A 20609-nucleotide genomic window follows, 5' to 3' on the forward strand; every position below is an offset into this window, starting at 1 on the left:
GTTACTCCTCTTTATTTGCACCAACTACTCGGTCTGAATGGCTGTATATATTAAACATACCACGTCTTATAAATCCAACGGCTGTAATGTTTAAGTCTTCAGCAAGTCTAAGTGCTAAGTCAGTCGGTGCTGATTTTGAAAGGACAATTCCTACACCTATTTTAGATACTTTCGTTAATACTTCTGAAGACATTCTTCCACTAAAGATAATCACTTTATCGTGTACAGTAATATTATTTTTTAAGCAGTATCCATATAACTTATCGAGTGCGTTATGACGACCGATATCACCACGCTGGACAATAATACCGTTAGGCGTTGCGATACTTGCGTTATGAATTCCACCAGTTTCTTTAAAAACATCTGATGTATCTTGCATCGTTTTCATTAAGCTGATGATTTGATCTGGAGTGATTTTTGTTTTTGACATGGATACTTTCGACATTTCCATATCACTTTGAAAATAAAACTGTCTACTTTTACCACAGCATGAACCGAGTACACGTTTAGTAAAACTAAATACATCTATTGGTATTTCTCGAGTAGTTTCGATATGACAAAATCCTCCACGGTCATCGATATTCATAGATTTTATATCACTAAATGATCGAATCACACCTTCAGATGCTAAAAATCCAATGACTAATTCTTCTAAGTGGTCTGGCGTACAGACGAGCGTTGCAAATTCTGTGTCGTTGATATAAATCGTTAAAGGGAACTCTGTTGCAACTTTGTCAGTGAACGCTTCGAACTCATTATTTTTATATTTAATAATTTTCTCATTTGAGATAATATCCAACTTAAATAACCCCTAAAATAAATATTGTAAACCCTTACTTATAGATATATAATCATAATTATAAATAATATTCAATAATATGAATTAAAATCAAGGGGGTAGAACGATGGAAACAAAGAAAAATCGTTGGCTTATGGCTTTAGCTGGGGTGGCGTTACATATTTCTATTGGAAGCGTTTACGCATGGAGTGTTTTTACTCAGCCGCTTCAAGACAAAGTTGGTTGGACGTTAAGTGATGTTTCACTTATTTTTAGTATTGCTATATTTTTCTTAGGAACATCTGCAGCATTTATGGGACATTTTGTAGAAGCGAGAGGACCAAAAGCATCAGGTTTAATTTCAACAGTGTTTTTTTCATCGGGTCTAATCTTATCAGGTTTCGCAGTGTCGATTGAAAATTTATGGCTTTTATATTTAGGTTACGGGGTACTTGGAGGTATTGGTTTAGGTATTGGGTATATTACACCAGTATCTACTTTAGTTAAATGGTTCCCAGATAGACGCGGTATGGCAACAGGTTTAGCGATTATGGGATTCGGCTTTGCAGCGATGATCGCAAGTCCAGTAATGGGTTATTTAATAGATAATTTTGGAATCGCTAACACTTTTTATATTATGGGTGTTACATACTTTGTAATTATGCTTTCAGCGAGTCTTTATCTTGAAAGACCACCTGAAGGTTATCATCCGTCTGGAATTCCGTTACAAGAACAACCGAAACAAAAGAAAGACTATGTACAACTTACGGCAAATGAAGCAGTCAAAACACGCCGCTTCTATTTCCTATGGTTAATGCTATTTATTAACATCACATGCGGAATCGCTATTTTAGCCGTGGCAAGTCCAATGGGACAAGAAGTTGCTGGTTTATCAGTAAAAAGTGCAGCAATTATGGTTGGAATAATGGGAGTATTTAACGGTGCAGGCCGTCTTGTGTGGGCAAGTATTTCTGACTACATCGGTCGTCCGGTCGTCCAAATGTCTATACGATATATTTTATTATTCAAATTATCGTGTTCGCGTTATTACCATTCACGACGAACGGCATGTTATTTATGATTATGTTATTCATTATGATTTCTTGCTATGGTGGAGGATTCTCAGCAATTCCAGCATATATTGCAGATTTGTTTGGGACAAAACAACTCGGTGCAATTCACGGTTATATTTTAACAGCGTGGGCACTCGCAGGGCTAGTTGGGCCGTTTATCGTTGCGAAAGTATATGAAGCGACACAAAGCTATGATATTACATTATATATATTCGTTGCGATGTTTGTTGTAGCACTAATTATCTCATTAGTTATTCGTGCGGATATTCGTAAAATTAAAAGAGAATCAGAATTAAATAATCAAACAGTTTAAATCTACTTTAAATTTTCACAAAGTAACAAAAATCGTTAAGCACAGAGGTGTGTATTGTGTATAATAAAGGGTAGCAATCTTTTAGGAGGAAAAATAATGGGCAAAACATTACATCCAGGTCCTGTAAATAAAACAAAACGTTGGGATCCAAAATTATGGGTGAGTCCAATTCCATTCGGTTTAACAAAAGTTAAGCCGCATCATATGCGAGATACAGCTAAAATCGTATGGAAAAATAGAGATAACCTAAACTATGCCAAAAATATTATCTTAAAAGGTGTATGTGACGGGTGTGCATTAGGTGTTTCTGGTCTACAAGACCAAACACTAAATGGTCCACACATGTGTACGACACGTTTTAACGTTCTCAGATTAAACACAGCACCTCCAATCGATCCAGAATTTTTACATCAAGATATTGATGAGTTACGTAAATACTCAAGCCGTGAACTTCGTGAAAAAGGAAGAATTCCTTATCCGATGATTCGTCGTAAAGGCGAACGTCGTTTTACACGTATTTCATGGGATGAGGCAATGGATCAAATTGCAGGAAAAATGCGTGAATTAGATCCAAAACAATACGCGTTCTACCTAACAAGCCGTGGGATTACAAACGAATCTTACTACGTGGCAGCTAAAACTGCACGTTACTTAGGTACAAACCATATCGATAACGCATCACGTATTTGTCACTCACCATCTAAGTCAGCGTTAATGCGCTCAATTGGTGTAGGTGCATCAACATGTAACTACCAAGATTGGTTAGGTACAGATGTACTCGTATTTTGGGGATCTGTTGCATCTAACGCATCACCAGTATCAACAAAATACATGATGGAAGCGAAAAAACGTGGAACGAAAATTATCGTGATTAACCCGTACCGAGAACCAGCACTTGAAGATTACTGGATACCATCAGTCACTGAATCTGCGTTATTTGGAACAAAAATTGCAGATGATTTCTATGAAGTAAATATTGGTGGAGATATCGCACTAATGCACGGTATTATGAAACACTGGTTTGAGATGGAAGAAGTTCAGGAAGGTTCTGCAATTAACCATGATTTCATTAAAGAGCACGTGAATAACTACGAGGAATTAATGGAAAACGTTAAATCTCAAGACTGGGATGAGCTTGTTGAATCTTCAGGTATTTCTAAGAGTGACATCATTGAATTATCTGAAACACTCGCAAAAGCAAAAACTGGTGTAATGGTGTGGGCACTTGGTTTAACAATGCACTCACATGCAACAGACAACATTTCACAAGTGGCAAACGTCGCATTATTACGTGGTTGGTTAGGTAAAAAGCACTGTGGTTTAATGCCATTACGTGGACATTCAAGTGTTCAAGGTTCTGGAGAAATGGGTGCAGATCCATTCTCATTACCAGGTGGTGGATTTGACGATGAAAACGTTGAACGTATTGAAAAACTATGGGGCTTTGACTTACCGAACTGGCCGGGAGATACAGTTGGTGTAACGATTGAAAACGCAATGTTAGACGAAGATAATGAAAGAAAACTTAAGTTATATTACATGTCTGGTGGTAACTTCTTAGAAACAATGCCAGACCCTGACTTTGTTGAACAAGCATTATCAAACTTAGATATTCGTGTACACCAAGATATTATTTTAAATACATCAACACTTGTAGATGCGAAAGAAGCGGTTATCGTACTACCAGCTAAAACTCGTTATGAACAAGATGGTGGTGGTTTATCGACTTCAACAGAACGTATGGTATACTTCTCACCTGAAATTGAAGGAAACCGTAATAGAATTGAGGAAGCACGTAGTGAGTGGCAAATTTATGTAGACCTTGCGAAACGTGTAAAACCTGAAGACAGTCACTTAATCGACTTTAAAACAGGTCAAGACATTCGTAACGAAATCGCAAAAGGTAACCCAGTGTATGACGGTGTACAACACTTAACTAAAGCAGGAGACGTCTACCAATACGGTGGTGCTTGGTTATGTGAAGGTGGAGTTTGTCCGACACCAGACGGTCGTGCGAACTTAATTACGATGGAAATTCCTAAGAGTAACCAAAAAGCTGGAGAGTATAAACTATTAATGCGCCGTGGTGCACAGTTTAACTCAATGGTTTATGGTGACGTAGATAACTTCAACCATATGAACCGTCACGACGTACTCATCAACCCAGAAGATGCGAAACGTCAAGCAATTGAAGATGGAGAAGCAATTGTACTTTATAACAAAAACGGAGTATTCCAAGGACACGCGAGATACGCAGACATCCGTGAAGGAAATGTCGGTACATTATTCCCAGAAGGTAACTTCTTAGCACAGATCGGTGTTTACGAAAGTTTCGTAGAAATGCCAGATTACGATGCGAACGTTAAAGTTGAAAAGGCAGACTTCTTCAACGCAAACAAAGATAGACAATATTTAGAAAAACCAGTACCGGATTTAGAAGATAATCCGAACTAATAGAAATAGAAAATCCCCTAATCATATGATTAGGGGATTTTTCTTTAGTCATAAATCGTAAATTCTTCTGGTAACTCGTGTCTTGTTGAGTAAAGAATTGTTTCTGAGATGTTTCTTGAGTTATAACCGATACGCTCAAGTAACGCGATTAGTTCAGCATATACTGCACCTGATTCAGGTGAGCACGTTCCATCATTGAGTCGCGAAACGTGGTCTTGACGTAAGTTATGTTCGATTTTATTTGATTGTTTACCGAGTTGAATAATACGTTCTAACCCAGCTGGATTATAAATATCAATGGAGTCTACGGTCATATCGAGTGAACGTTTGACGTGCTTCATCATAGTTTCTAATCCTTCAAATGCAGCGTCTGAAATACGGATACGTGCATCTTCTTTCTTTTTGTATTCAATTGTAAACTTCTCAATAAAGTCAGCAGTATTTGTGTAAATTCTTGTTACTTCTAATAGTGCAGCGATATTTTCGCTATCGATACTTCGCTGATTTTGAAGTTCTAATATATTCATTAAATATTTTCTAATACGGTCTTGTACATTATCAATCAGTTGTATTTTTTCTTGAATTTTTCTATAGCGTTTATCTGTAGGGTTTTCAACGTATTTGTATAAATCTTTGAATGTATCTGAGACGATTAACCCTAGGTTTTTCACTTCACTCTGAGCGCTTTGAGTCGCAAGTTGTGGTGATTGCTTAAGTAAAATTGGATCTAAAAGGTTTGGTTTATAATCTTCAGCAAGATCTTTACCTGGAACAATTTTAGTAACAATCCACGCGAGTGTACCGATAAATGGTAACTGAATTAATGTGTTTATTAAGTTATAAGAACCGTGTGCAAAAGCGATAGTCATTGGCTTATTTAAGTTTAATAATGACTGTAGAAAATCGACATATATTACAAATAAAGGTAGTAATATTATAAATATTACTGCACCTACTACGTTAAAAATAACGTGAACTGCTGCAGCACGTTTAGCAGCAATTGATCCAACAAGGGCAGCAAGAATTGCTGTAATTGTCGTTCCGATGTTATCACCAAGTAATATTGGTAACGCTGCTTTTAAATCGACAAGGTCGTTTAAATAGAAGTTTTGTAATATCGCAATTGTTGCACTTGAGCTTTGTACAATCACTGTAAGTATCGTACCAACTGCTAGACCTAAAAATCTATTGTCGCTCATTTGTAACATTAAGTTTCTAAAGGCCTCTAGATCAGCGAGCGGTTTTACCCCGTCTCCCATCAATTCAAGACCAAAGAATAATGCACCAAATCCAAATAAAATACGACCGATATTATTAGTAGTTGTTTTATTTGAAAAGAATAACAGAAAACTACCAATTGCTAAAACAGGTAATGCATATTCACCAATATCTAAACCGATAATGAAAGCTGTGACTGTCGTTCCGATATTTGCACCCATAATTACACCGATGGCTTGTTTAAGAGTCATAAAGCCAGCAGAAACTAAGCCGATTGTAATTACAGTTGTACCCGAACTACTCTGAATTAAAATAGTTACAAGCATCCCAGCTAAAATTCCACGAAGTGGCGTTGCTGTCATACGGTTTAAAATCTCACGTAAACGGTCCCCAGCGGCTGCTTGTAAACCGTCTCCCATAGACTTAATACCGTACAAAAATATACCAAGTCCACCAAGGAAAGAGAAGATGACTTCCATTGGAGTTATATCCATAATTTTTCCTCCACAAAAATTAATTAAAAAGCATTTAAGCTAATATGTATATTATAATACCATTTTCAACGTTAAAGATTAAAAATTCAAGTGCTTATGGTAAAATATATTATCAATATAAATTAGAGGTAAAATGAATGAGATGGTCAAACGTTATTAGAGGATTTTTTATGGGCATTACTGAAATGCTCCCCGGTATAAGTAGCGGTACGCTTATGTTACTGCTTGGCATTTATGATCAAATGCTAGTTTCAATCAATCAACTATTTACAAAAAAGTATAAAGAGTCATTAAAATTTTTAGTTCCACTTGTTATTGGAATGGGGATTGCAATCGTAACGATGTCTTCGGTAATTAACTATATGTTAAATGAGCATGCGACGATTACACACTTTTTCTTTTTAGGATTAGTGTTGGGTGTTGTTCCGATGATGTTTAAGCTTGGTAATTATAAAGTTGAATTTAAAAGCATTCACTACATTTTAATGATTATTGTGACGATTGCTTTATTTTCACTCGATTATTTTGTTGGAGAAAAAGCAAGTGTAGAAAATGTTCAAATTACAGGAACGTTACTCATATGGATGTTTATTAGTGGATTTTTAGGCGCAAGTGCATTAATATTACCTGGTTTATCTGGAGCGGTTATATTATTAATGCTCGGCGCATATCCGATTGTGATGTACTCGATATCAGAGTTTTTATCATTTGATTTTAGTGTATTTCCTGTACTTATGGCGACAGGTCTCGGAGTATTGAGTGGGGTATTATTAACGAGTAGAATACTTCACTACTTATTAAAGACATACCCATATTTAATGTATGCACTAATTATTGGATTACTCATTGGATCGGTATTTCCAATTTACAATGGAATGCCAAGTAGTATCAGTGAGTGGGTCTTTTCCACTGTGACATTTTTACTTGGGCTATCCATTAGTTATTACATGTCAATCAAAAATAATACACATGCAATTTAATTAAAGTAAATGAGTAAAATAGTATAAAAATGCCATCCGGCAAGTAATATATTTATAACTGCAAGAATATTTGTTAATTTTTTTGCTACCGAGTAAAATATATACTACGCTTAAAGCACCGGAGATTACGAGCAATATAATACGTATACTTAACCAGTCGATTAAATCATCTGGTAAGTAGTTCGCATGTATATCAAAACCACTCCATGCGTTAAATAATATAAATAACAAAAGCAATAGTTGCTTCATAATTACATCACCTTCTTTAGAAAATTATAACAAAATTTCTAAAATAATGATTGGAGTAAACACAATGATTAAAAGACTAGAAGTAAGCGAAAAAGAGTATAACAACTTTATTGAATCTCATAGAAATGGAGACTTACTGCAGTTAACTGACTGGGCAGAATCTAAAAAATTAACAGGTTGGTATTATAAGCGCATCGCAATTGGTCGAGACGATAAAATAGAAGCGGCCGCAACTTTACAGTTTAAAAAAATTCCAAAAACTAAATTTACATTGTGCTATATATCGCGTGGCTTTGTCGTTGATTATAGCGACGAGATACTCGTAAAAGCCTTATTAAAAGAAGTCATTGACGCTGCGCTAGAAGAAAACAGCTATACAATTAAAATCGATCCTGACATTCCTGAGACTGATGCAGCAGCATTAAAATTATTAAAGTCTTTAGGATTTATCCATCACGGTTTTTTAGATGGTATGAGTAAAGATGCGATTCAGCCACGACAAACGATGGTCACTGACGTCTCCTTAGACGATAAAAAACTTTTACAGAGTTTTGACCGAAATAACCGTACACGTGTGAGACGTGCATTACGAATGGGAACAACAGTAAAGCGTGCGGCGCGTGAAGACTTAAAAACATTCCACGAGTTAATGAAAATTACAGGAGAACGTGATGGTTTCTTAACAAGAGATATCACGTACTTTGAGTCATTATACGATGCACTTCACGACAATGGTCATATGGAGTTATTCTTAGTCGAGTTAGATCCAAAAGAAGTAAAAGAAAATATCCAAAAAGATATCGATAAGGTTAATAAAGACATTAAAAAAGCTAATAAAATTAAAGATGAAACAAAGAGAAATAACCAACTCGAAAACTTAAACAACCGCTTAAGTAAACTAGATACTCAGCTTGAAGAAATTAAAGAGATTAAAGAAAAAGCAATTCTTTCAGGGGCGTTATACGCACAATGTGGAGAAAAAGCATATTATTTATATGGTGCTTCTTCCAATGATTATCGTGACTTTTTACCAAACCATCATATGCAGTTCAGTATGATGCAGTACGCAAGAGAAAACGGTGCTAAAAGTTATGACTTCGGTGGAACGAGTGTCGAGCCACCTGAAGACTCTGAGTATTTTGGATTATGGCAATTTAAAAGTCAGTGGGGCACAGAAGTCAGCAACAAAATTGGAGGATTTGATTTTGTACTGAATCGTCCAGTATATTACCTATTAAATACTATGGTGCCGATGTACCAAAAAGGTAAAGTGTTTTTAAATAAAATAAGAAAATAGGTGAGGAATATGTCAGTAAGTAAAACTCTTTATGAAGCACGAAAACATAACGTTCCTGTAGAAGCTAAAGATATCAATGTAGATAATTTAAAAGCAGCTTATGATATTCAAGATGAAATTCTTAGCTTTAAAAAAGATGATGGTGAAACTTTAAAAGGATATAAAATCAGTTTGACATCTGAAGATACTCAAAAACTGTTTAATAGTACACATCCATTATACGGTGCAATGACAGATAAACAAATTGTTAAAACTATTTCCTTAAATGATTATAATGATCCGTTTCTTGAATTAGAACTTGTATTTATCGTTCAAGAAGAACTATCACCTGAAGATAGTGTCGAAGATATTATGAAAAAATGTACAGTCGCACCAGGAATCGAGGTGCCTGACAGTCGTTATAAAAATTGGTTTCCGAATATCTCAATGTTCCAAGTCATTGCAGACACTGCCGTGTCAGGAAGTGTCGTTATTGGTGAAGACCAGACGTTCAACTATGAAGATTTAAAAAATATTAACGGAACGATTTTCTTTAACGGTAAAAGCGTAAAGACAGGAAATTCAGAAGACGTTTTAGATCATCCAGCGAACGCAGTGAAGTGGTTAGTCGAATCACTCGACGCACGTGGAGATAAATTAACAAAAGGAATGTTCGTGTCATCAGGCACATTTATCTCACCGATTCAATTAGAAAAAGGTCAATATAAAGCGGAGTATGAAACCATCGGTACAGTTGAATTGACTGTAACAGACTAATGACTCGGGTAACCTCGAGTCTTTTTAATGTTTAGCGCACCCTAAATAAGTGTAAAAACAAATAAAGAGGAGGTAGAGATATGTTTGAATATCAACGAGATTATTTTGAAAAATTAAGAGGACAACATTTAAAAGTTATTTTAAATATTGTATTATTTTCTATATTTTTAGGACTCGTTTTTCTATTTGCTGGAGGTATAGCCGTAGTGATAATCGCAGGCTCGGTGAGTACAATAGATGCAACAGGGTCTAACGCACTTAGCATTTTTGGAGTTATATTTAGTATAATTTTCTTCTTACTTTTTGCGATTTTTGTATTAATACCATTAAACTTTAGTTATTATAATTATTATTTCTTAGCATATGAAGAAAAACTTTCTAGATTTAAACATGGATTATTCCCATTCCAAAGAGGTAGATACTTAAAATCACTTGGTCTTGCGATCGTTTTAATTCTCATCGGATTTGCAATGAACATATTTATCAACATTGTAACGGGACCGATATTTTATGGTGGTGGATTTGGATTCGCTGATGTTAACGAGTTTAGTAATGCTGTCGTTAATTCAATTGGAGCAATACTACTTCTATTTACCGGGATTATAGTGACTGTATTTCTTAATATACTCGTTCAAGGTTTTGTTGCGAACACATGGTTTAGGCATTTAGAGAAAGCAGAAAACACATTTGGAGATAAGATAAGTACAGGATTTAACATTATTTCTAAGAACTTTAAGCAGTTTTTAAAACTTGTTATTTCGATGTTTTTACTATCATTAATACTCATTTTAATTGTTGGTGTTTCAATATTACTTGCATCAGCGATTATTGCATATACAAACTCAACAGTGCTTTCAGTCCTTGCCGGAATATTAGCTGGACTTGTGATTCTAGTTACTTCTATATTTATTAGTTATATTAGTTATGGTGGATTTATCTCATTCTATAAAAAGAATATGAATTATCCAGAAGAAACAGTTGAATATATTGAAGCATAAAATAAAGCCGTTCTACACTATAAGTAGAACGGCTTAAATATTGCCAAATATATAATGCACCCTATTGATACGATCGATATTGTTATTAGTGTTAATGCGAAATAATTATTCGCGCTGTCGTCAATATTACTTGAACTGGAATTAAAAGAAATCACACCTGCCATAAGAGAAGTTAATGCAACAACTCCCCATATGTAGATGTTAAAGAAAATAACACCCTCATTAAGCAGTACGTTGACAAAGAACATACATTGAATCAGTGTGAGTAATGTTAATATCACTCGGTTCATAAGTTAACTCCTTTACACGATGATGAGGTATACGACTAGCGCAAGTGCCATCGCAAGTGTAAAGACGTGAATTAAGAATAAGTGTCTATCATCATGTCTGACTTTAAATGCAGTAATCTCTACTGCTGCGATAATCGAAATCGCGAGTAACAGCATCATATAATCGTTAATTCCATGTAAAGGAAGTAGAAACGATAACAACATAATGAAAAATCCAATTCCGGAAATAATTCTGATAATCATTAAAAATTTAGCGCGTAAACTATAAATCGTTATAAATGCGACTAATAGATAAATGATTAACATCATTATCGTTAAAAATGTCATACGACTTGACCTCTTTTTCTATAATATTGATATATAAAGAATGTTGATAGTAATACAACTAATGCACCAAAGAAGAAAGGTACGCCGTAGTGGATAAGAAATAGTAAGTTGAAAAATACCGGTCCAATAATACGTCCAAGACTATCTAATGCATATGTTGTAGACGTCATCTTACCCATCTCGTTATGTTTTGCTTCTTTAGTAATTTGAGAAGTCATGAGTGTTTTAACAAGTGCGTTACCACTCATTAACAAGACAATACAAATGCCTGCGTAAAATAAACCTGTCATAAATGGAAGCATTATAAATGCGATTAAAGCCATGAGTTGGCCGATCATCATCGCACCATATTCTTGTCCGTCTTTTAATTTTCTAATGACTCCACCTTGAACGATTGCGTTAAAGATTCCTCCAATAAAGAAAAGAACGCCCATCTCTCCAGGTGTAATATCGATTTTTTCTTTTCCTAAAAGTTGGAATGTACTTTCCATTCCACTCATCATAAACATTACAACGAACGTTGCGACAAGTAAGATACCAACAGGTTTAATAAAGTATTCCTTTTGAACACCAATGCCACGCACAATCTCAGTATGTCTATTGTATGTTTCTTCAATTTTAATAATTGAAAAGATGAGTGCGACTAAAATAATGATGGACGTCATGAAAAACGGCGCTGAAATTGATACTGTGGCAAGTAATCCACCAATACCTGGGCCAAATACAAAACCAATACCCATCGCCATGCCGATGAGTCCCATGTATTTTGTACGAGATTCAATTGATGTAATATCTGCGACCATTGATGTTGTCGCGACATATAGTGCACCAGAAGCCATACCTGCAAAGAAGCGACTGATGTATAAGATTACTAAACTATTTGAAAAAATCGCAAAGACTAAAAAACTTAACATAAATACAAAAAGACCACCGACTAACAGAGGTTTTCTGCCAATTCTGTCAGATAGAGTTCCGAAAAATGGTGCAGATATAAAACTTGCAATAGAGTATATTGCAAGTATAAATCCAAGATGTAATGTACTTACTCCAAACACGACGACAAGTTCCGGCATGACTGGGATAATCATACTAAAACCAAAGTAAATTAAAAACTGAATGAGCATAATAAATAATATTTTTTGCTTTAAATTATCTGTCATCGTTTGAATCAACTACCTTTTTTAATTTTTTCTTTTGTTTCTTTGATTTCTTGTTCAATAGATTCAAGTTTTTCAAGCATTTTTTGCGGAGAGTGTCCGGTAGATTCAATTTTTTCTAAATCACCTTGAATTCGAACGTAATCATACTTTAATGATTCTAGATGTTGTTTTAAATCCATGCTCTCACCTTCTTATATATAGTTATTACTAATGATAGCACAAAAGGACTTTCTACCTCTACGTAAAAAAGCGAGGGGATATCCCTCGCTGTAGAGTATTGATTCGATTAGTCATCGATTTTTACAAAATCACCTGTATACGCATCAATTATAACATCAACGTCTTCATTATCACTGTTTTGAATGATTGAAATCTCGTAGTAAAGTTTTCCATCATCAAAGTCAGTGGACCATTCTTCAACTTTACCATCTACTTCTTTTTTAGCAGTTTCAATCGCATCTTCTACTTTAACGAGATCATTATATTGGAAGTAATCATTGTCTTCAGGATCATCTTCTGTTTCAGTTTCTTCTTCCACGACAGATAAGTCATTGACATTTAAACTTACTTCATATTCTTCAGTGTCGCTTTCAAGTTCAATCTTATAAACATACTGATTATTTTCAGTGCTAACTCCGATTTCAGTTAATTCACCGTCGAAATTAGATTTTGCTTCTTCAATCGCGTCTTCAATTGATGAATCAAATTGAGCCATATCGAGTTCGTCGTTTGTGTTACTTTCGTTTGAAGAACTTTCATTATTAGTATTACTACTATTATCATCACTATCGTCATCGTTTGAATCTTCATTTGAATCATTTGACTCGTTTGTGACTTCTGTTTGCTCTGAATTATTATCTCCAGTATTTTCGGTATTTGTTGTTTCTTCATCATTACTACATGCAGCTAAAGTAAGAGATAACGCAAGTAATAATGATGTAAGTTTGATTTTAGTATTAATATAGCATCCCTCCGTAACTATCTATTGCCAAAAGGTCGATTATATAAACTTTCTCTTGTCAAAAAACATTGCAAACATAATATAATATCGTTAAAATTTATAATTACTATAAAAAGTACTTTAATTAAGAAGAGGATGAATATGAAGCGGTATTTTCAGTTTGATGAGTTAGGTACAAATTATCGTAGTGAAGCAATCGGAGGAATCACAACGTTTCTTTCGATGGCGTATGTTTTAGCAGTAAACCCAGCGATGCTTAGTCTTGCTGGAGTAGACGGGATTCCTGATGACATGCGTATGGACATTAACGCAGTATTTGTTGCGACGTGTTTAGCGGCATTTATCGGGACTTTTATTATGGGAGTATGGGCTAGATATCCAATAGCTTTAGCGCCAGGAATGGGGTTAAACGCATTCTTTGCGTTCTCCGTTGTACTTGGTATGGGTGTACCGTGGCAAACAGCGCTATCTGGAGTTTTAATTTCTGGAATATTATTTATTATTTTAACGGCAACAGGTTTAAGAGAGTATGTAATTAATTCTATACCAATGGAAATGAAAATGGCCGTTAGTGCTGGAATTGGGTTTTTCATTGCATTTGTTGGGCTTAAAGGTGCAGGTTTAATTGTTGCTGATGAAAATACTCTCGTACATATCGGTAATATTCATGATGCGCATGTTCTTCTGACAATATTTGGTTTAATTCTTACTGTTATATTGATGGCAAGAAAGATTCCAGGTGCGATTTTTATTGGAATGATTTTGACGGCGATTGCTGGACTCGTATTTAACTTACTACCAATGCCAGACGGGATTGTAAGTAGAGTACCAAGTATTGCACCGACATTTGGTGCAGCGTTTGAAGGATTTTTAAATCCTTCAGAATTGTTTAACGTACAGTTTTTAGTCGTCGTACTTACATTTTTATTTGTTGACTTTTTCGACACAGCTGGTACATTGGTTGGAATAGCTTCTCAAGCGAACTTAATTAAAGACAATAAAATACCAAGAGCAAGTAAAGCACTTGCTGCAGATTCTATTGCTACAATCTCTGGAGCAATTCTCGGTACATCTACGACGACGTCTTATGTAGAATCAACGGCGGGAGTTGCTGCAGGAGCAAGAACGGGGTTTGCGAGTGTTGTAACATCTCTATTATTTTTACTTGCGATATTCTTTAGTCCGTTAATTGTTGTATTTACCTCTGAAGTAACGGCACCTGCTCTTATAATTGTTGGAGCTTTAATGGCTTCAAACTTAAGTCGAGTCGAGTGGACGAGATTTGAAGTTGCAGTTCCGGCATTTTTAACAGTTATTATGATGCCACTCACTTACAGTGTTGCGACAGGTATTGCAGTTGGATTTGTTTTCTATCCAATTTCAATGATCATGGCAGGTAAAAGAAAAGAAGTACATAATATAATGTATGTTTTATCTGTAATTTTTATCTTTTACTTCATATTTATATTACAATAATGAGAAATTTATATAAAAGATAAAAAAAGAGCGAAAATTATAAGGATAATCCTTGATATCTTCGCTCTTTTAATGTATTATATATAGCGTTGGACTCAAAGAAAGACAGAAACAGCTGTCAAATACAATGTAAATCCTTGGTATATCAAGGATTTATTGTAAAATCGATGAAGCGAGAGGTTACTGACACACCCGGCCCCATTGTCATGGCGGATGTGCAAGAAAATTTTCGTGGAGAAGTCTATCAATAAATGATGACGACCGAGGAGGTTAAAATAATGGCAAAACAAAAAATTCGTATTCGTTTAAAAGCGTACGAGCACAGAGTGCTTGATCAATCAGCAGAGAAAATTGTTGAAACAGCAAAACGTTCTGGTGCGGAGGTTTCTGGACCAATTCCACTTCCGACAGAAAAATCTGTTTACACAATCTTACGTGCAGTACACAAATACAAAGATTCACGTGAGCAATTTGAACAACGTACGCATAAACGTCTTATCGACATTTTAAACCCTACACCAAAAACAGTTGATGCTCTTATGGGCTTAAACTTACCATCTGGTGTGGACATCGAAATTAAACTATAAATTAAACTCAGGAGGTGCGACTTTCGATGACCAAAGGAATCTTAGGTAAAAAAGTAGGAATGACTCAGATTTTCGGAGAGAATGGTGAGTTAATTCCAGTAACAGTTATTGAAGCGGCAGGTAACGTTGTCCTTCAAAAGAAAACAGAAGAAGTAGACGGATATAACGCAGTACAAATTGGTTTTGATGACAAACAAGATTACAAACCAACTAGACGTACTAACAAATATGCAACTAAGGCTGAAATGGGCCACGTTAAAGCTTCAGGTGCGAACCCTAAGCGCTTCGTACGCGAATTCCGCAACTTAAACGTAGATGAATTCGACGTAGGTCAAGAAGTCAACGTAGATACATTTGAGGCTGGCGACATCGTCGATGTTACAGGAACTTCTAAAGGTAAAGGTTACCAAGGTAACATTAAGCGTCACAACCAAGCGAAAGGACCTTCAAGTCACGGTTCACGCTACCATAGACGCCCAGGTTCAATGGGTATGATGGATCCATCTCACGTATTAAAAGGTAAAGAATTACCAGGACAAATGGGTGGAGACAAAGTGACTCTTCAAAACCTAGAAGTAGTAATGGTTGACAACGAGCGCAGCGTAATTTTAGTAAAAGGTAATGTGCCTGGACCTAAAAAAGGATACGTACAAATTTCATCAGCAATTAAAGGTGACAAATAATAGAGGAAGGAGGATACAAAATGGCAAGCGTAGATGTATTATCTATTGATGGTTCAAAAGTAAAATCAATCGATTTAAACGAAGAAATTTTCGGTATTGAGCCAAACCAACATGCATTATTCGAAGCAGTTATGCTTCAACGTGCATCATTAAGACAAGGTACTCATAAAGTTAAAAACCGTGGAGAAGTTCGCGGTGGTGGTAGAAAGCCATTTAGACAAAAAGGAACTGGTAACGCACGTCAAGGTTCAATTCGTGAACCACACATGAGAGGCGGGGGCGTAGTATTCGGCCCAACTCCAAGAGACCACAGCGTCAAAATGCCTAGAAAAATGAGACGTTTAGCGTTACGTTCAGCACTTTCATCAAAAGCAAACGAAGAAGCATTAACAGTTGTAGATGCATTATCATTTGATGCACCGAAAACAAAAGAACTTGTTAAAGCTTTAGATAACTTAGATGCAGGTAGAAAGACACTTATCGTATTAGGTGAACAAGATGAGAACGTTCTAAAATCAGGACGTAATATCCCTGAGGTTAAAGTTATCACTGCTTCAGGCCTAAACGTATTAGATATCCTTTCTGCAGATCGTGTAATTTTCACGGAAGATGCAATTACTAAAGCAGGGGAGGTACTTCTGTAATGGAAGCTAGAGACGTTATTAAACGCCCAGTAATCACTGAGCGTTCAGCAGACTTAATGTCAGATAACAAGTACACTTTCGATGTTGACGTTAGAGCTACAAAAACTCAAGTTAAACACGCAGTGGAAGAAATTTTTGATGTTAAAGTTGAAAAAGTTAACATTATGAACGTAAAACCTAAAAAGAAACGTATGGGACGTTATGAAGGTTATACAAACAGAAGAAGAAAAGCGATTGTAAAATTAAGTGAAGGTTCTATTGAACTCTTCTAATTCGATAATTACCAATAAGGAGGTAAACATTTAATGGCGATTAAACATTATAAACCAACTACAAATGGTCGTCGTAACATGACGAGTCTGGACTATAAAGATGTTACAACGTCAAAGCCAGAACGTTCATTATTAGAGCCACTTCCGAAAAAAGCTGGCCGTAATGCTCAAGGAAAAATCACAGTTCGTCATAAAGGTGGCGGACATAAGCGTCAATACAGAAAAATTGACTTTAAACGTAACAAAGACGGGGTACCAGGACGTATTAAAACAATTGAATACGATCCGAACCGTTCAGCGAATATCGCACTTGTTCAATATGCAGATGGTGAGAAAAGATACATCATTGCTCCTAAAGGAATTGAAGTTGGACAAGAAGTTATGAGTGGTAAAGATGCAGATATCAAACTTGGTAACGCACTTGAATTAGGTGATATGCCAGTTGGTACAACTGTACACAACATTGAACTTAAACCAGGTAAAGGTGGACAAATTGCTCGTTCAGCTGGTGCGTCAGCACAATTACTTGGTAAAGAAGGTAAATATGCGATTGTTCGCCTACGTTCAGGTGAAATGCGCATGATTTTACTTACATGCCGTGCAACAGTAGGTGCTGTTGGTAACGAACAACACGAACTTGTTAACGTAGGTAAAGCAGGTCGTTCTAGATGGGCAGGTAAAAGACCAACTGTTCGTGGTTCTGCTATGAACCCTAACGATCACCCACACGGTGGTGGTGAAGGTAGAACAGGTATCGGTATGCCATCTCCACTTTCTCCATGGGGTAAAAAGACTCTTGGTAAGAAAACTCGTAGAGATAAAAAGAAATCAACTAAGTTAATCGTTAGAAGACGTAAAAAATAATCAACATCATTAAATCTTGTGCGGTAACAGCCGCACTGATTTCTTGAAGGGAGGCGCCAAAATGGCACGTAGTATTAAAAAAGGACCTTTTGTAGATGATCATTTAATGAAAAAGGTAGAAAACCTTAATGAATCAAATAAAAAGAGCGTAATTAAAACATGGTCACGTCGTTCGACAATTTTCCCACAATTCATCGGACACACAATTGCAGTTTACGATGGACGTAAACACGTACCAGTTTATATTACTGAAGATATGGTTGGTCACAAACTCGGAGAGTTTGCTCCAACAAGAACATTCAAAGGACACGGCGGCAATGACGCTGTAACTCGATAATAGTCTACACCTAAAGGAGGATAAAACATGCAAGCGAAAGCAGTTGCTAGAACAGTGCGTATTGCACCACGTAAAGTACGTCTAGTACTTGATCTCGTTAGAGGTAAAGAGGTCGGAGAAGCAGTAGCACTATTAAAGTTAACGAATAAAAGAGCGGCTGACGTTGTTGAAAAGTTAATTCAATCAGCAGTAGCAAACGCTGAACATAACTATGACATGGACGTTGACAACCTAGTTGTTTCTGAAATTTACGCAAATGAAGGACCAACGCTTAAACGTTTCCGCCCACGTGCACAAGGCCGTGCGACAGCAATCAACAAACGTACTAGCCACATTACTGTAGTACTTACTGAAAAAGAAGAAGCAGTAGAAGAACAGGCTGAAGAAGCAAACTAATTAGAGGAGGGAATTAATTTGGGTCAAAAGATTAATCCAACTGGATTACGTGTTGGTGTAATCAAAGACTGGGAAGCTAAGTGGTATGCAGAAAACGACTTTGCTGACTTATTACACGAAGACTTAAAAATCCGTAAATATATTGATAAAAACCTAAAAGATGCAGCAGTGTCACAAGTAATTATTGAGCGTGCTGCAAATAGAGTAAACATTGCGCTCCATACTGGTAAACCAGGAATGGTTATTGGTAAAGGTGGTAGCGAAATTGAAAAATTACGTGAAGCACTTGTTAAATTAACAGGCAAACGTGTTCACATTAACGTAATTGAAGTTAAAAATATTGATTTAGATGCAAAATTAGTTGCGGAAAACATCGCACGTCAACTAGAAAACCGTGTGTCATTCCGTAGAGCACAAAAACAAGCGATCCAAAGAACGATGAGAGCTGGAGCAAAAGGTGTTAAAACATCAGTTTCAGGTCGTTTAGGCGGAGCAGACATTGCTCGTGCTGAAGGATACAACGAAGGAACAGTTCCATTACACACACTTCGCGCAGATATTGACTTTGCTAACGAAGAAGCAGACACAACTTACGGTAAGTTAGGTGTTAAAGTGTGGATCTACCGTGGTGAAGTTCTACCAACAGTAAAGAACGAGAATAACTAAGAGAGGAGTACTTGAAGAATGTTATTACCAAAAAGAGTTAAGTACCGTCGTCAACATCGTCCAGACAGTAAAGGACGTTCAAAAGGCGGTAACGAAGTAAGCTTCGGCGATTACGGCTTACAAGCTACGACAGCGTCTTGGATTACAGCGCGTCAAATTGAAGCTGCACGTATCGCTATGACACGTTACATGAAACGTGGCGGTAAAGTGTGGATCAACATTTTCCCACACACGCCAATCACTAAAAAACCATTAGAAGTCCGAATGGGTTCTGGTAAAGGTGCTGTTGAGCAATGGGTTGCTAACGTAAAACCAGGCCGTATCCTGTTTGAAGTTGCAGGTGTTGAGGAAGCCGTAGCACGTGAAGCGTTACGTCTTGCAGGACATAAACTTCCAGTAAAAACAAAATTCGTTGTACGCGAAGAATTAGGTGGTGATACGAATGAAGGCTAAGGAAATCCGTGAATTAACAAATGAAGAAATTAATAACAATATTAAAGAGCTTAAAGAAGAACTCTTCAACTTACGCTTTCAACTAGCTACAGGTCAGCTAGAGAACACTGCTCGTATCAAAGAAGTTAGAAAAACTATCGCTCGTATGAAAACGACAATTCGTGAAAGAGAAATTGAAGAAGCTAAAGCGAATCAATAACTAAGAGGAGGTTTATATAATGGCAGAAACAAATGAACGTAAAGTTTATCAAGGCCGTGTCGTTTCTGATAAAATGGATAAAACAATTACAGTTGTTATCGAAACGCACAAAAGACATCCAATTATTGGTAAACGCGTAAAATACTCTAAGAAGTACAAAGCTCACGATGAGCACAACAAAGCAAAAGTAGGCGACATCGTTAAGATTGAGTCAACTCGTCCATTATCAGCTACAAAACGTTTCCGTTTAGTGGAAATCGTAGAGGAATCAGTAATTATCTAATTCAGTAGATATATAAAGGGAGGTAACCACGCATGATTCAACAAGAATCTCGTATGAAAGTTGCCGACAACTCTGGAGCTCGCGAAGTTTTAGCGATCAAAGTACTTGGTGGTACAGGCCGTAAAACTGCGAACATTGGTGATGTTGTTGTTGCAACAGTAAAACATGCAACACCGGGTGGTGTTGTCAAGAAAGGTGACGTAGTAAAAGCAGTCATCGTTCGTTCTAAATCAGGTATCCGTCGTGAAGATGGTTCGTATATCAAATTCGACGAAAACGCATGTGTCATTATTCGTGACGATAAAAGTCCAAGAGGAACTCGTATATTTGGTCCAGTAGCACGTGAATTACGTGACGGAAACTTTATGAGAATTATCTCATTGGCACCAGAAGTATTATAA

26 protein-coding genes and 1 pseudogene are annotated in these 20609 nt (G+C 36.3%); 20 read left to right on the top strand and 7 right to left on the bottom strand.

Going from position 1 to position 20609, the window contains the following annotated elements; genetic code table 11:
- Nucleotide 1: 1 nt before the first annotated feature.
- On the bottom strand, nucleotides 2-799 hold the full coding sequence (gene fdhD / locus KPF49_RS00395; protein ID WP_183672968.1) for a formate dehydrogenase accessory sulfurtransferase FdhD: 798 nt from the start codon (nucleotides 797-799) through the stop codon (nucleotides 2-4).
- Nucleotides 800-905: 106 nt separating this feature from the next.
- On the opposite strand from fdhD, the pseudogene KPF49_RS00400 reads away from it, so the two are divergent.
- Together KPF49_RS00400 and KPF49_RS00405 are read left to right on the top strand one after the other, a co-directional pair.
- Nucleotides 906-2164: pseudogene (locus KPF49_RS00400) on the top strand (L-lactate MFS transporter).
- A gap of 96 nt (nucleotides 2165-2260) precedes the next feature.
- The gene (locus KPF49_RS00405; protein ID WP_183672969.1) at nucleotides 2261-4618 is read left to right on the top strand and encodes an FdhF/YdeP family oxidoreductase; all 2358 of its coding nucleotides are present in this window, start codon (nucleotides 2261-2263) and stop codon (nucleotides 4616-4618) included.
- Nucleotides 4619-4662: 44 nt separating this feature from the next.
- Here KPF49_RS00405 and KPF49_RS00410 read toward each other — a convergent pair whose 3' ends face one another.
- Complete coding sequence (locus KPF49_RS00410) at nucleotides 4663-6330, bottom strand: Na/Pi cotransporter family protein (protein ID WP_183672970.1); 1668 nt, start codon at nucleotides 6328-6330, stop codon at nucleotides 4663-4665.
- Nucleotides 6331-6467: 137 nt separating this feature from the next.
- Here KPF49_RS00410 and KPF49_RS00415 point away from each other — a divergent pair, with 137 nt between their 5' ends.
- Entirely contained in the window at nucleotides 6468-7310 is an 843-nt protein-coding gene (locus KPF49_RS00415; protein ID WP_246562745.1) for a DUF368 domain-containing protein, read from the top strand.
- Here KPF49_RS00415 and KPF49_RS00420 read toward each other — a convergent pair whose 3' ends face one another.
- Nucleotides 7311-7559 carry a hypothetical protein gene (locus KPF49_RS00420; protein ID WP_183672971.1) on the bottom strand — a complete coding sequence of 83 codons (249 nt, stop codon included), beginning with the start codon at nucleotides 7557-7559 and terminating at the stop codon, nucleotides 7311-7313.
- 67 nt (nucleotides 7560-7626) lie between these two features.
- Between KPF49_RS00420 and KPF49_RS00425 the strand changes: the two genes are divergently transcribed.
- The 3 genes from KPF49_RS00425 to KPF49_RS00435 all read left to right on the top strand — a co-directional run bounded on the left by KPF49_RS00425 (nucleotide 7627) and on the right by KPF49_RS00435 (nucleotide 10610).
- Nucleotides 7627-8856 (top strand): lipid II:glycine glycyltransferase FemX, encoded by a 1230-nt coding sequence (locus KPF49_RS00425; protein ID WP_375781549.1) that lies wholly within the window; start codon nucleotides 7627-7629, stop codon nucleotides 8854-8856.
- 9 nt (nucleotides 8857-8865) lie between these two features.
- Entirely contained in the window at nucleotides 8866-9612 is a 747-nt protein-coding gene (locus tag KPF49_RS00430) for a 2-keto-4-pentenoate hydratase (protein ID WP_183672973.1), read from the top strand.
- An 80-nt stretch (nucleotides 9613-9692) separates the two neighbouring features.
- A complete protein-coding gene (locus tag KPF49_RS00435) occupies nucleotides 9693-10610 on the top strand; it encodes a hypothetical protein (protein ID WP_183672974.1) in 918 nt (305 codons plus the stop codon).
- A 302-nt stretch (nucleotides 10611-10912) separates the two neighbouring features.
- On the opposite strand, the gene KPF49_RS00440 is transcribed toward KPF49_RS00435, so the two are convergent.
- The 4 genes from KPF49_RS00440 to KPF49_RS00455 form a co-directional block, all read right to left on the bottom strand.
- Entirely contained in the window at nucleotides 10913-11227 is a 315-nt protein-coding gene (locus KPF49_RS00440) for a hypothetical protein (RefSeq protein WP_183672975.1), read from the bottom strand.
- Nucleotides 11224-12387: an MFS transporter gene (locus KPF49_RS00445; protein WP_183672976.1), complete on the bottom strand. Its 1164-nt coding sequence runs from the start codon at nucleotides 12385-12387 to the stop codon at nucleotides 11224-11226. The genes KPF49_RS00440 and KPF49_RS00445 overlap by 4 nt, the downstream gene beginning before the upstream one ends.
- An 8-nt stretch (nucleotides 12388-12395) precedes the next feature.
- Complete coding sequence (locus KPF49_RS00450; RefSeq protein WP_183672977.1) at nucleotides 12396-12566, bottom strand: SE1832 family protein; 171 nt, start codon at nucleotides 12564-12566, stop codon at nucleotides 12396-12398.
- A gap of 107 nt (nucleotides 12567-12673) precedes the next feature.
- Entirely contained in the window at nucleotides 12674-13102 is a 429-nt protein-coding gene (locus KPF49_RS00455; RefSeq protein ID WP_183672978.1) for a PepSY domain-containing protein, read from the bottom strand.
- A gap of 16 nt (nucleotides 13103-13118) precedes the next feature.
- Here KPF49_RS00455 and KPF49_RS00460 point away from each other — a divergent pair, with 16 nt between their 5' ends.
- The 14 genes from KPF49_RS00460 (at nucleotide 13119) to rplN (ending at nucleotide 20609) form a co-directional block, all read left to right on the top strand.
- Entirely contained in the window at nucleotides 13119-13352 is a 234-nt protein-coding gene (locus tag KPF49_RS00460; protein WP_183672979.1) for a hypothetical protein, read from the top strand.
- 137 nt (nucleotides 13353-13489) lie between these two features.
- Nucleotides 13490-14824, top strand: coding sequence for an NCS2 family permease (locus KPF49_RS00465; protein ID WP_183672980.1), 1335 nt, complete (start codon nucleotides 13490-13492; stop codon nucleotides 14822-14824).
- A gap of 278 nt (nucleotides 14825-15102) precedes the next feature.
- Entirely contained in the window at nucleotides 15103-15411 is a 309-nt protein-coding gene (gene rpsJ, locus KPF49_RS00470) for a 30S ribosomal protein S10 (protein ID WP_183672981.1), read from the top strand.
- Nucleotides 15412-15437: 26 nt separating this feature from the next.
- A complete protein-coding gene (rplC, locus tag KPF49_RS00475) occupies nucleotides 15438-16094 on the top strand; it encodes a 50S ribosomal protein L3 (RefSeq protein ID WP_183672982.1) in 657 nt (218 codons plus the stop codon).
- A gap of 20 nt (nucleotides 16095-16114) precedes the next feature.
- The gene (rplD, locus tag KPF49_RS00480) at nucleotides 16115-16738 is read left to right on the top strand and encodes a 50S ribosomal protein L4 (protein WP_183672983.1); all 624 of its coding nucleotides are present in this window, start codon (nucleotides 16115-16117) and stop codon (nucleotides 16736-16738) included.
- On the top strand, nucleotides 16738-17010 hold the full coding sequence (gene rplW, locus KPF49_RS00485; RefSeq protein WP_183672984.1) for a 50S ribosomal protein L23: 273 nt from the start codon (nucleotides 16738-16740) through the stop codon (nucleotides 17008-17010). Before rplD ends, rplW begins: the two co-directional genes overlap by 1 nt.
- Nucleotides 17011-17043: 33 nt before the next feature.
- The gene (gene rplB / locus KPF49_RS00490) at nucleotides 17044-17874 is read left to right on the top strand and encodes a 50S ribosomal protein L2 (RefSeq protein WP_183672985.1); all 831 of its coding nucleotides are present in this window, start codon (nucleotides 17044-17046) and stop codon (nucleotides 17872-17874) included.
- Nucleotides 17875-17935: 61 nt separating this feature from the next.
- Nucleotides 17936-18211, top strand: a complete 276-nt coding sequence (rpsS, locus tag KPF49_RS00495) for a 30S ribosomal protein S19 (protein ID WP_183672986.1) — start codon at nucleotides 17936-17938, stop codon at nucleotides 18209-18211.
- A 27-nt stretch (nucleotides 18212-18238) separates the two neighbouring features.
- Entirely contained in the window at nucleotides 18239-18607 is a 369-nt protein-coding gene (gene rplV / locus KPF49_RS00500; RefSeq protein ID WP_183672987.1) for a 50S ribosomal protein L22, read from the top strand.
- 18 nt (nucleotides 18608-18625) lie between these two features.
- Nucleotides 18626-19273, top strand: a complete 648-nt coding sequence (rpsC, locus tag KPF49_RS00505) for a 30S ribosomal protein S3 (protein WP_183672988.1) — start codon at nucleotides 18626-18628, stop codon at nucleotides 19271-19273.
- Between the two features lie 18 nt (nucleotides 19274-19291).
- Nucleotides 19292-19726, top strand: coding sequence for a 50S ribosomal protein L16 (gene rplP, locus KPF49_RS00510; protein WP_183672989.1), 435 nt, complete (start codon nucleotides 19292-19294; stop codon nucleotides 19724-19726).
- Nucleotides 19716-19925, top strand: coding sequence for a 50S ribosomal protein L29 (rpmC, locus tag KPF49_RS00515; RefSeq protein WP_183672990.1), 210 nt, complete (start codon nucleotides 19716-19718; stop codon nucleotides 19923-19925). The genes rplP and rpmC overlap by 11 nt, the downstream gene beginning before the upstream one ends.
- A 19-nt stretch (nucleotides 19926-19944) precedes the next feature.
- On the top strand, nucleotides 19945-20208 hold the full coding sequence (gene rpsQ, locus KPF49_RS00520; RefSeq protein WP_183672991.1) for a 30S ribosomal protein S17: 264 nt from the start codon (nucleotides 19945-19947) through the stop codon (nucleotides 20206-20208).
- A gap of 32 nt (nucleotides 20209-20240) precedes the next feature.
- On the top strand, nucleotides 20241-20609 hold the full coding sequence (rplN, locus tag KPF49_RS00525) for a 50S ribosomal protein L14 (RefSeq protein WP_183672992.1): 369 nt from the start codon (nucleotides 20241-20243) through the stop codon (nucleotides 20607-20609).

Origin of the sequence: Nosocomiicoccus ampullae (genome assembly GCF_019357495.1) — a bacterium.
Classification (GTDB): Bacteria; Bacillota; Bacilli; order Staphylococcales; family Salinicoccaceae; genus Nosocomiicoccus; species Nosocomiicoccus ampullae.

Coding starts and splice junctions, on each gene's coding strand:
- rplV (WP_183672987.1), top strand. CDS start 18,239: ATGCAAGCGAAAGCAGTTGCTAGAACAGTGCGTATTGCACCACGTAAA.
- KPF49_RS00410 (WP_183672970.1), bottom strand. CDS start 6,330: ATGGATATAACTCCAATGGAAGTCATCTTCTCTTTCCTTGGTGGACTT.
- KPF49_RS00405 (WP_183672969.1), top strand. CDS start 2,261: ATGGGCAAAACATTACATCCAGGTCCTGTAAATAAAACAAAACGTTGG.
- rplC (WP_183672982.1), top strand. CDS start 15,438: ATGACCAAAGGAATCTTAGGTAAAAAAGTAGGAATGACTCAGATTTTC.
- KPF49_RS00420 (WP_183672971.1), bottom strand. CDS start 7,559: ATGAAGCAACTATTGCTTTTGTTATTTATATTATTTAACGCATGGAGT.
- rplN (WP_183672992.1), top strand. CDS start 20,241: ATGATTCAACAAGAATCTCGTATGAAAGTTGCCGACAACTCTGGAGCT.
- rplB (WP_183672985.1), top strand. CDS start 17,044: ATGGCGATTAAACATTATAAACCAACTACAAATGGTCGTCGTAACATG.
- rplD (WP_183672983.1), top strand. CDS start 16,115: ATGGCAAGCGTAGATGTATTATCTATTGATGGTTCAAAAGTAAAATCA.
- rplW (WP_183672984.1), top strand. CDS start 16,738: ATGGAAGCTAGAGACGTTATTAAACGCCCAGTAATCACTGAGCGTTCA.
- KPF49_RS00465 (WP_183672980.1), top strand. CDS start 13,490: ATGAAGCGGTATTTTCAGTTTGATGAGTTAGGTACAAATTATCGTAGT.
- KPF49_RS00455 (WP_183672978.1), bottom strand. CDS start 13,102: ATGGCTCAATTTGATTCATCAATTGAAGACGCGATTGAAGAAGCAAAA.
- rplP (WP_183672989.1), top strand. CDS start 19,292: ATGTTATTACCAAAAAGAGTTAAGTACCGTCGTCAACATCGTCCAGAC.
- rpmC (WP_183672990.1), top strand. CDS start 19,716: ATGAAGGCTAAGGAAATCCGTGAATTAACAAATGAAGAAATTAATAAC.
- KPF49_RS00435 (WP_183672974.1), top strand. CDS start 9,693: ATGTTTGAATATCAACGAGATTATTTTGAAAAATTAAGAGGACAACAT.
- rpsJ (WP_183672981.1), top strand. CDS start 15,103: ATGGCAAAACAAAAAATTCGTATTCGTTTAAAAGCGTACGAGCACAGA.
- rpsQ (WP_183672991.1), top strand. CDS start 19,945: ATGGCAGAAACAAATGAACGTAAAGTTTATCAAGGCCGTGTCGTTTCT.
- rpsS (WP_183672986.1), top strand. CDS start 17,936: ATGGCACGTAGTATTAAAAAAGGACCTTTTGTAGATGATCATTTAATG.
- KPF49_RS00440 (WP_183672975.1), bottom strand. CDS start 11,227: ATGACATTTTTAACGATAATGATGTTAATCATTTATCTATTAGTCGCA.
- KPF49_RS00430 (WP_183672973.1), top strand. CDS start 8,866: ATGTCAGTAAGTAAAACTCTTTATGAAGCACGAAAACATAACGTTCCT.
- KPF49_RS00450 (WP_183672977.1), bottom strand. CDS start 12,566: ATGGATTTAAAACAACATCTAGAATCATTAAAGTATGATTACGTTCGA.
- KPF49_RS00415 (WP_246562745.1), top strand. CDS start 6,468: ATGAGATGGTCAAACGTTATTAGAGGATTTTTTATGGGCATTACTGAA.
- KPF49_RS00445 (WP_183672976.1), bottom strand. CDS start 12,387: ATGACAGATAATTTAAAGCAAAAAATATTATTTATTATGCTCATTCAG.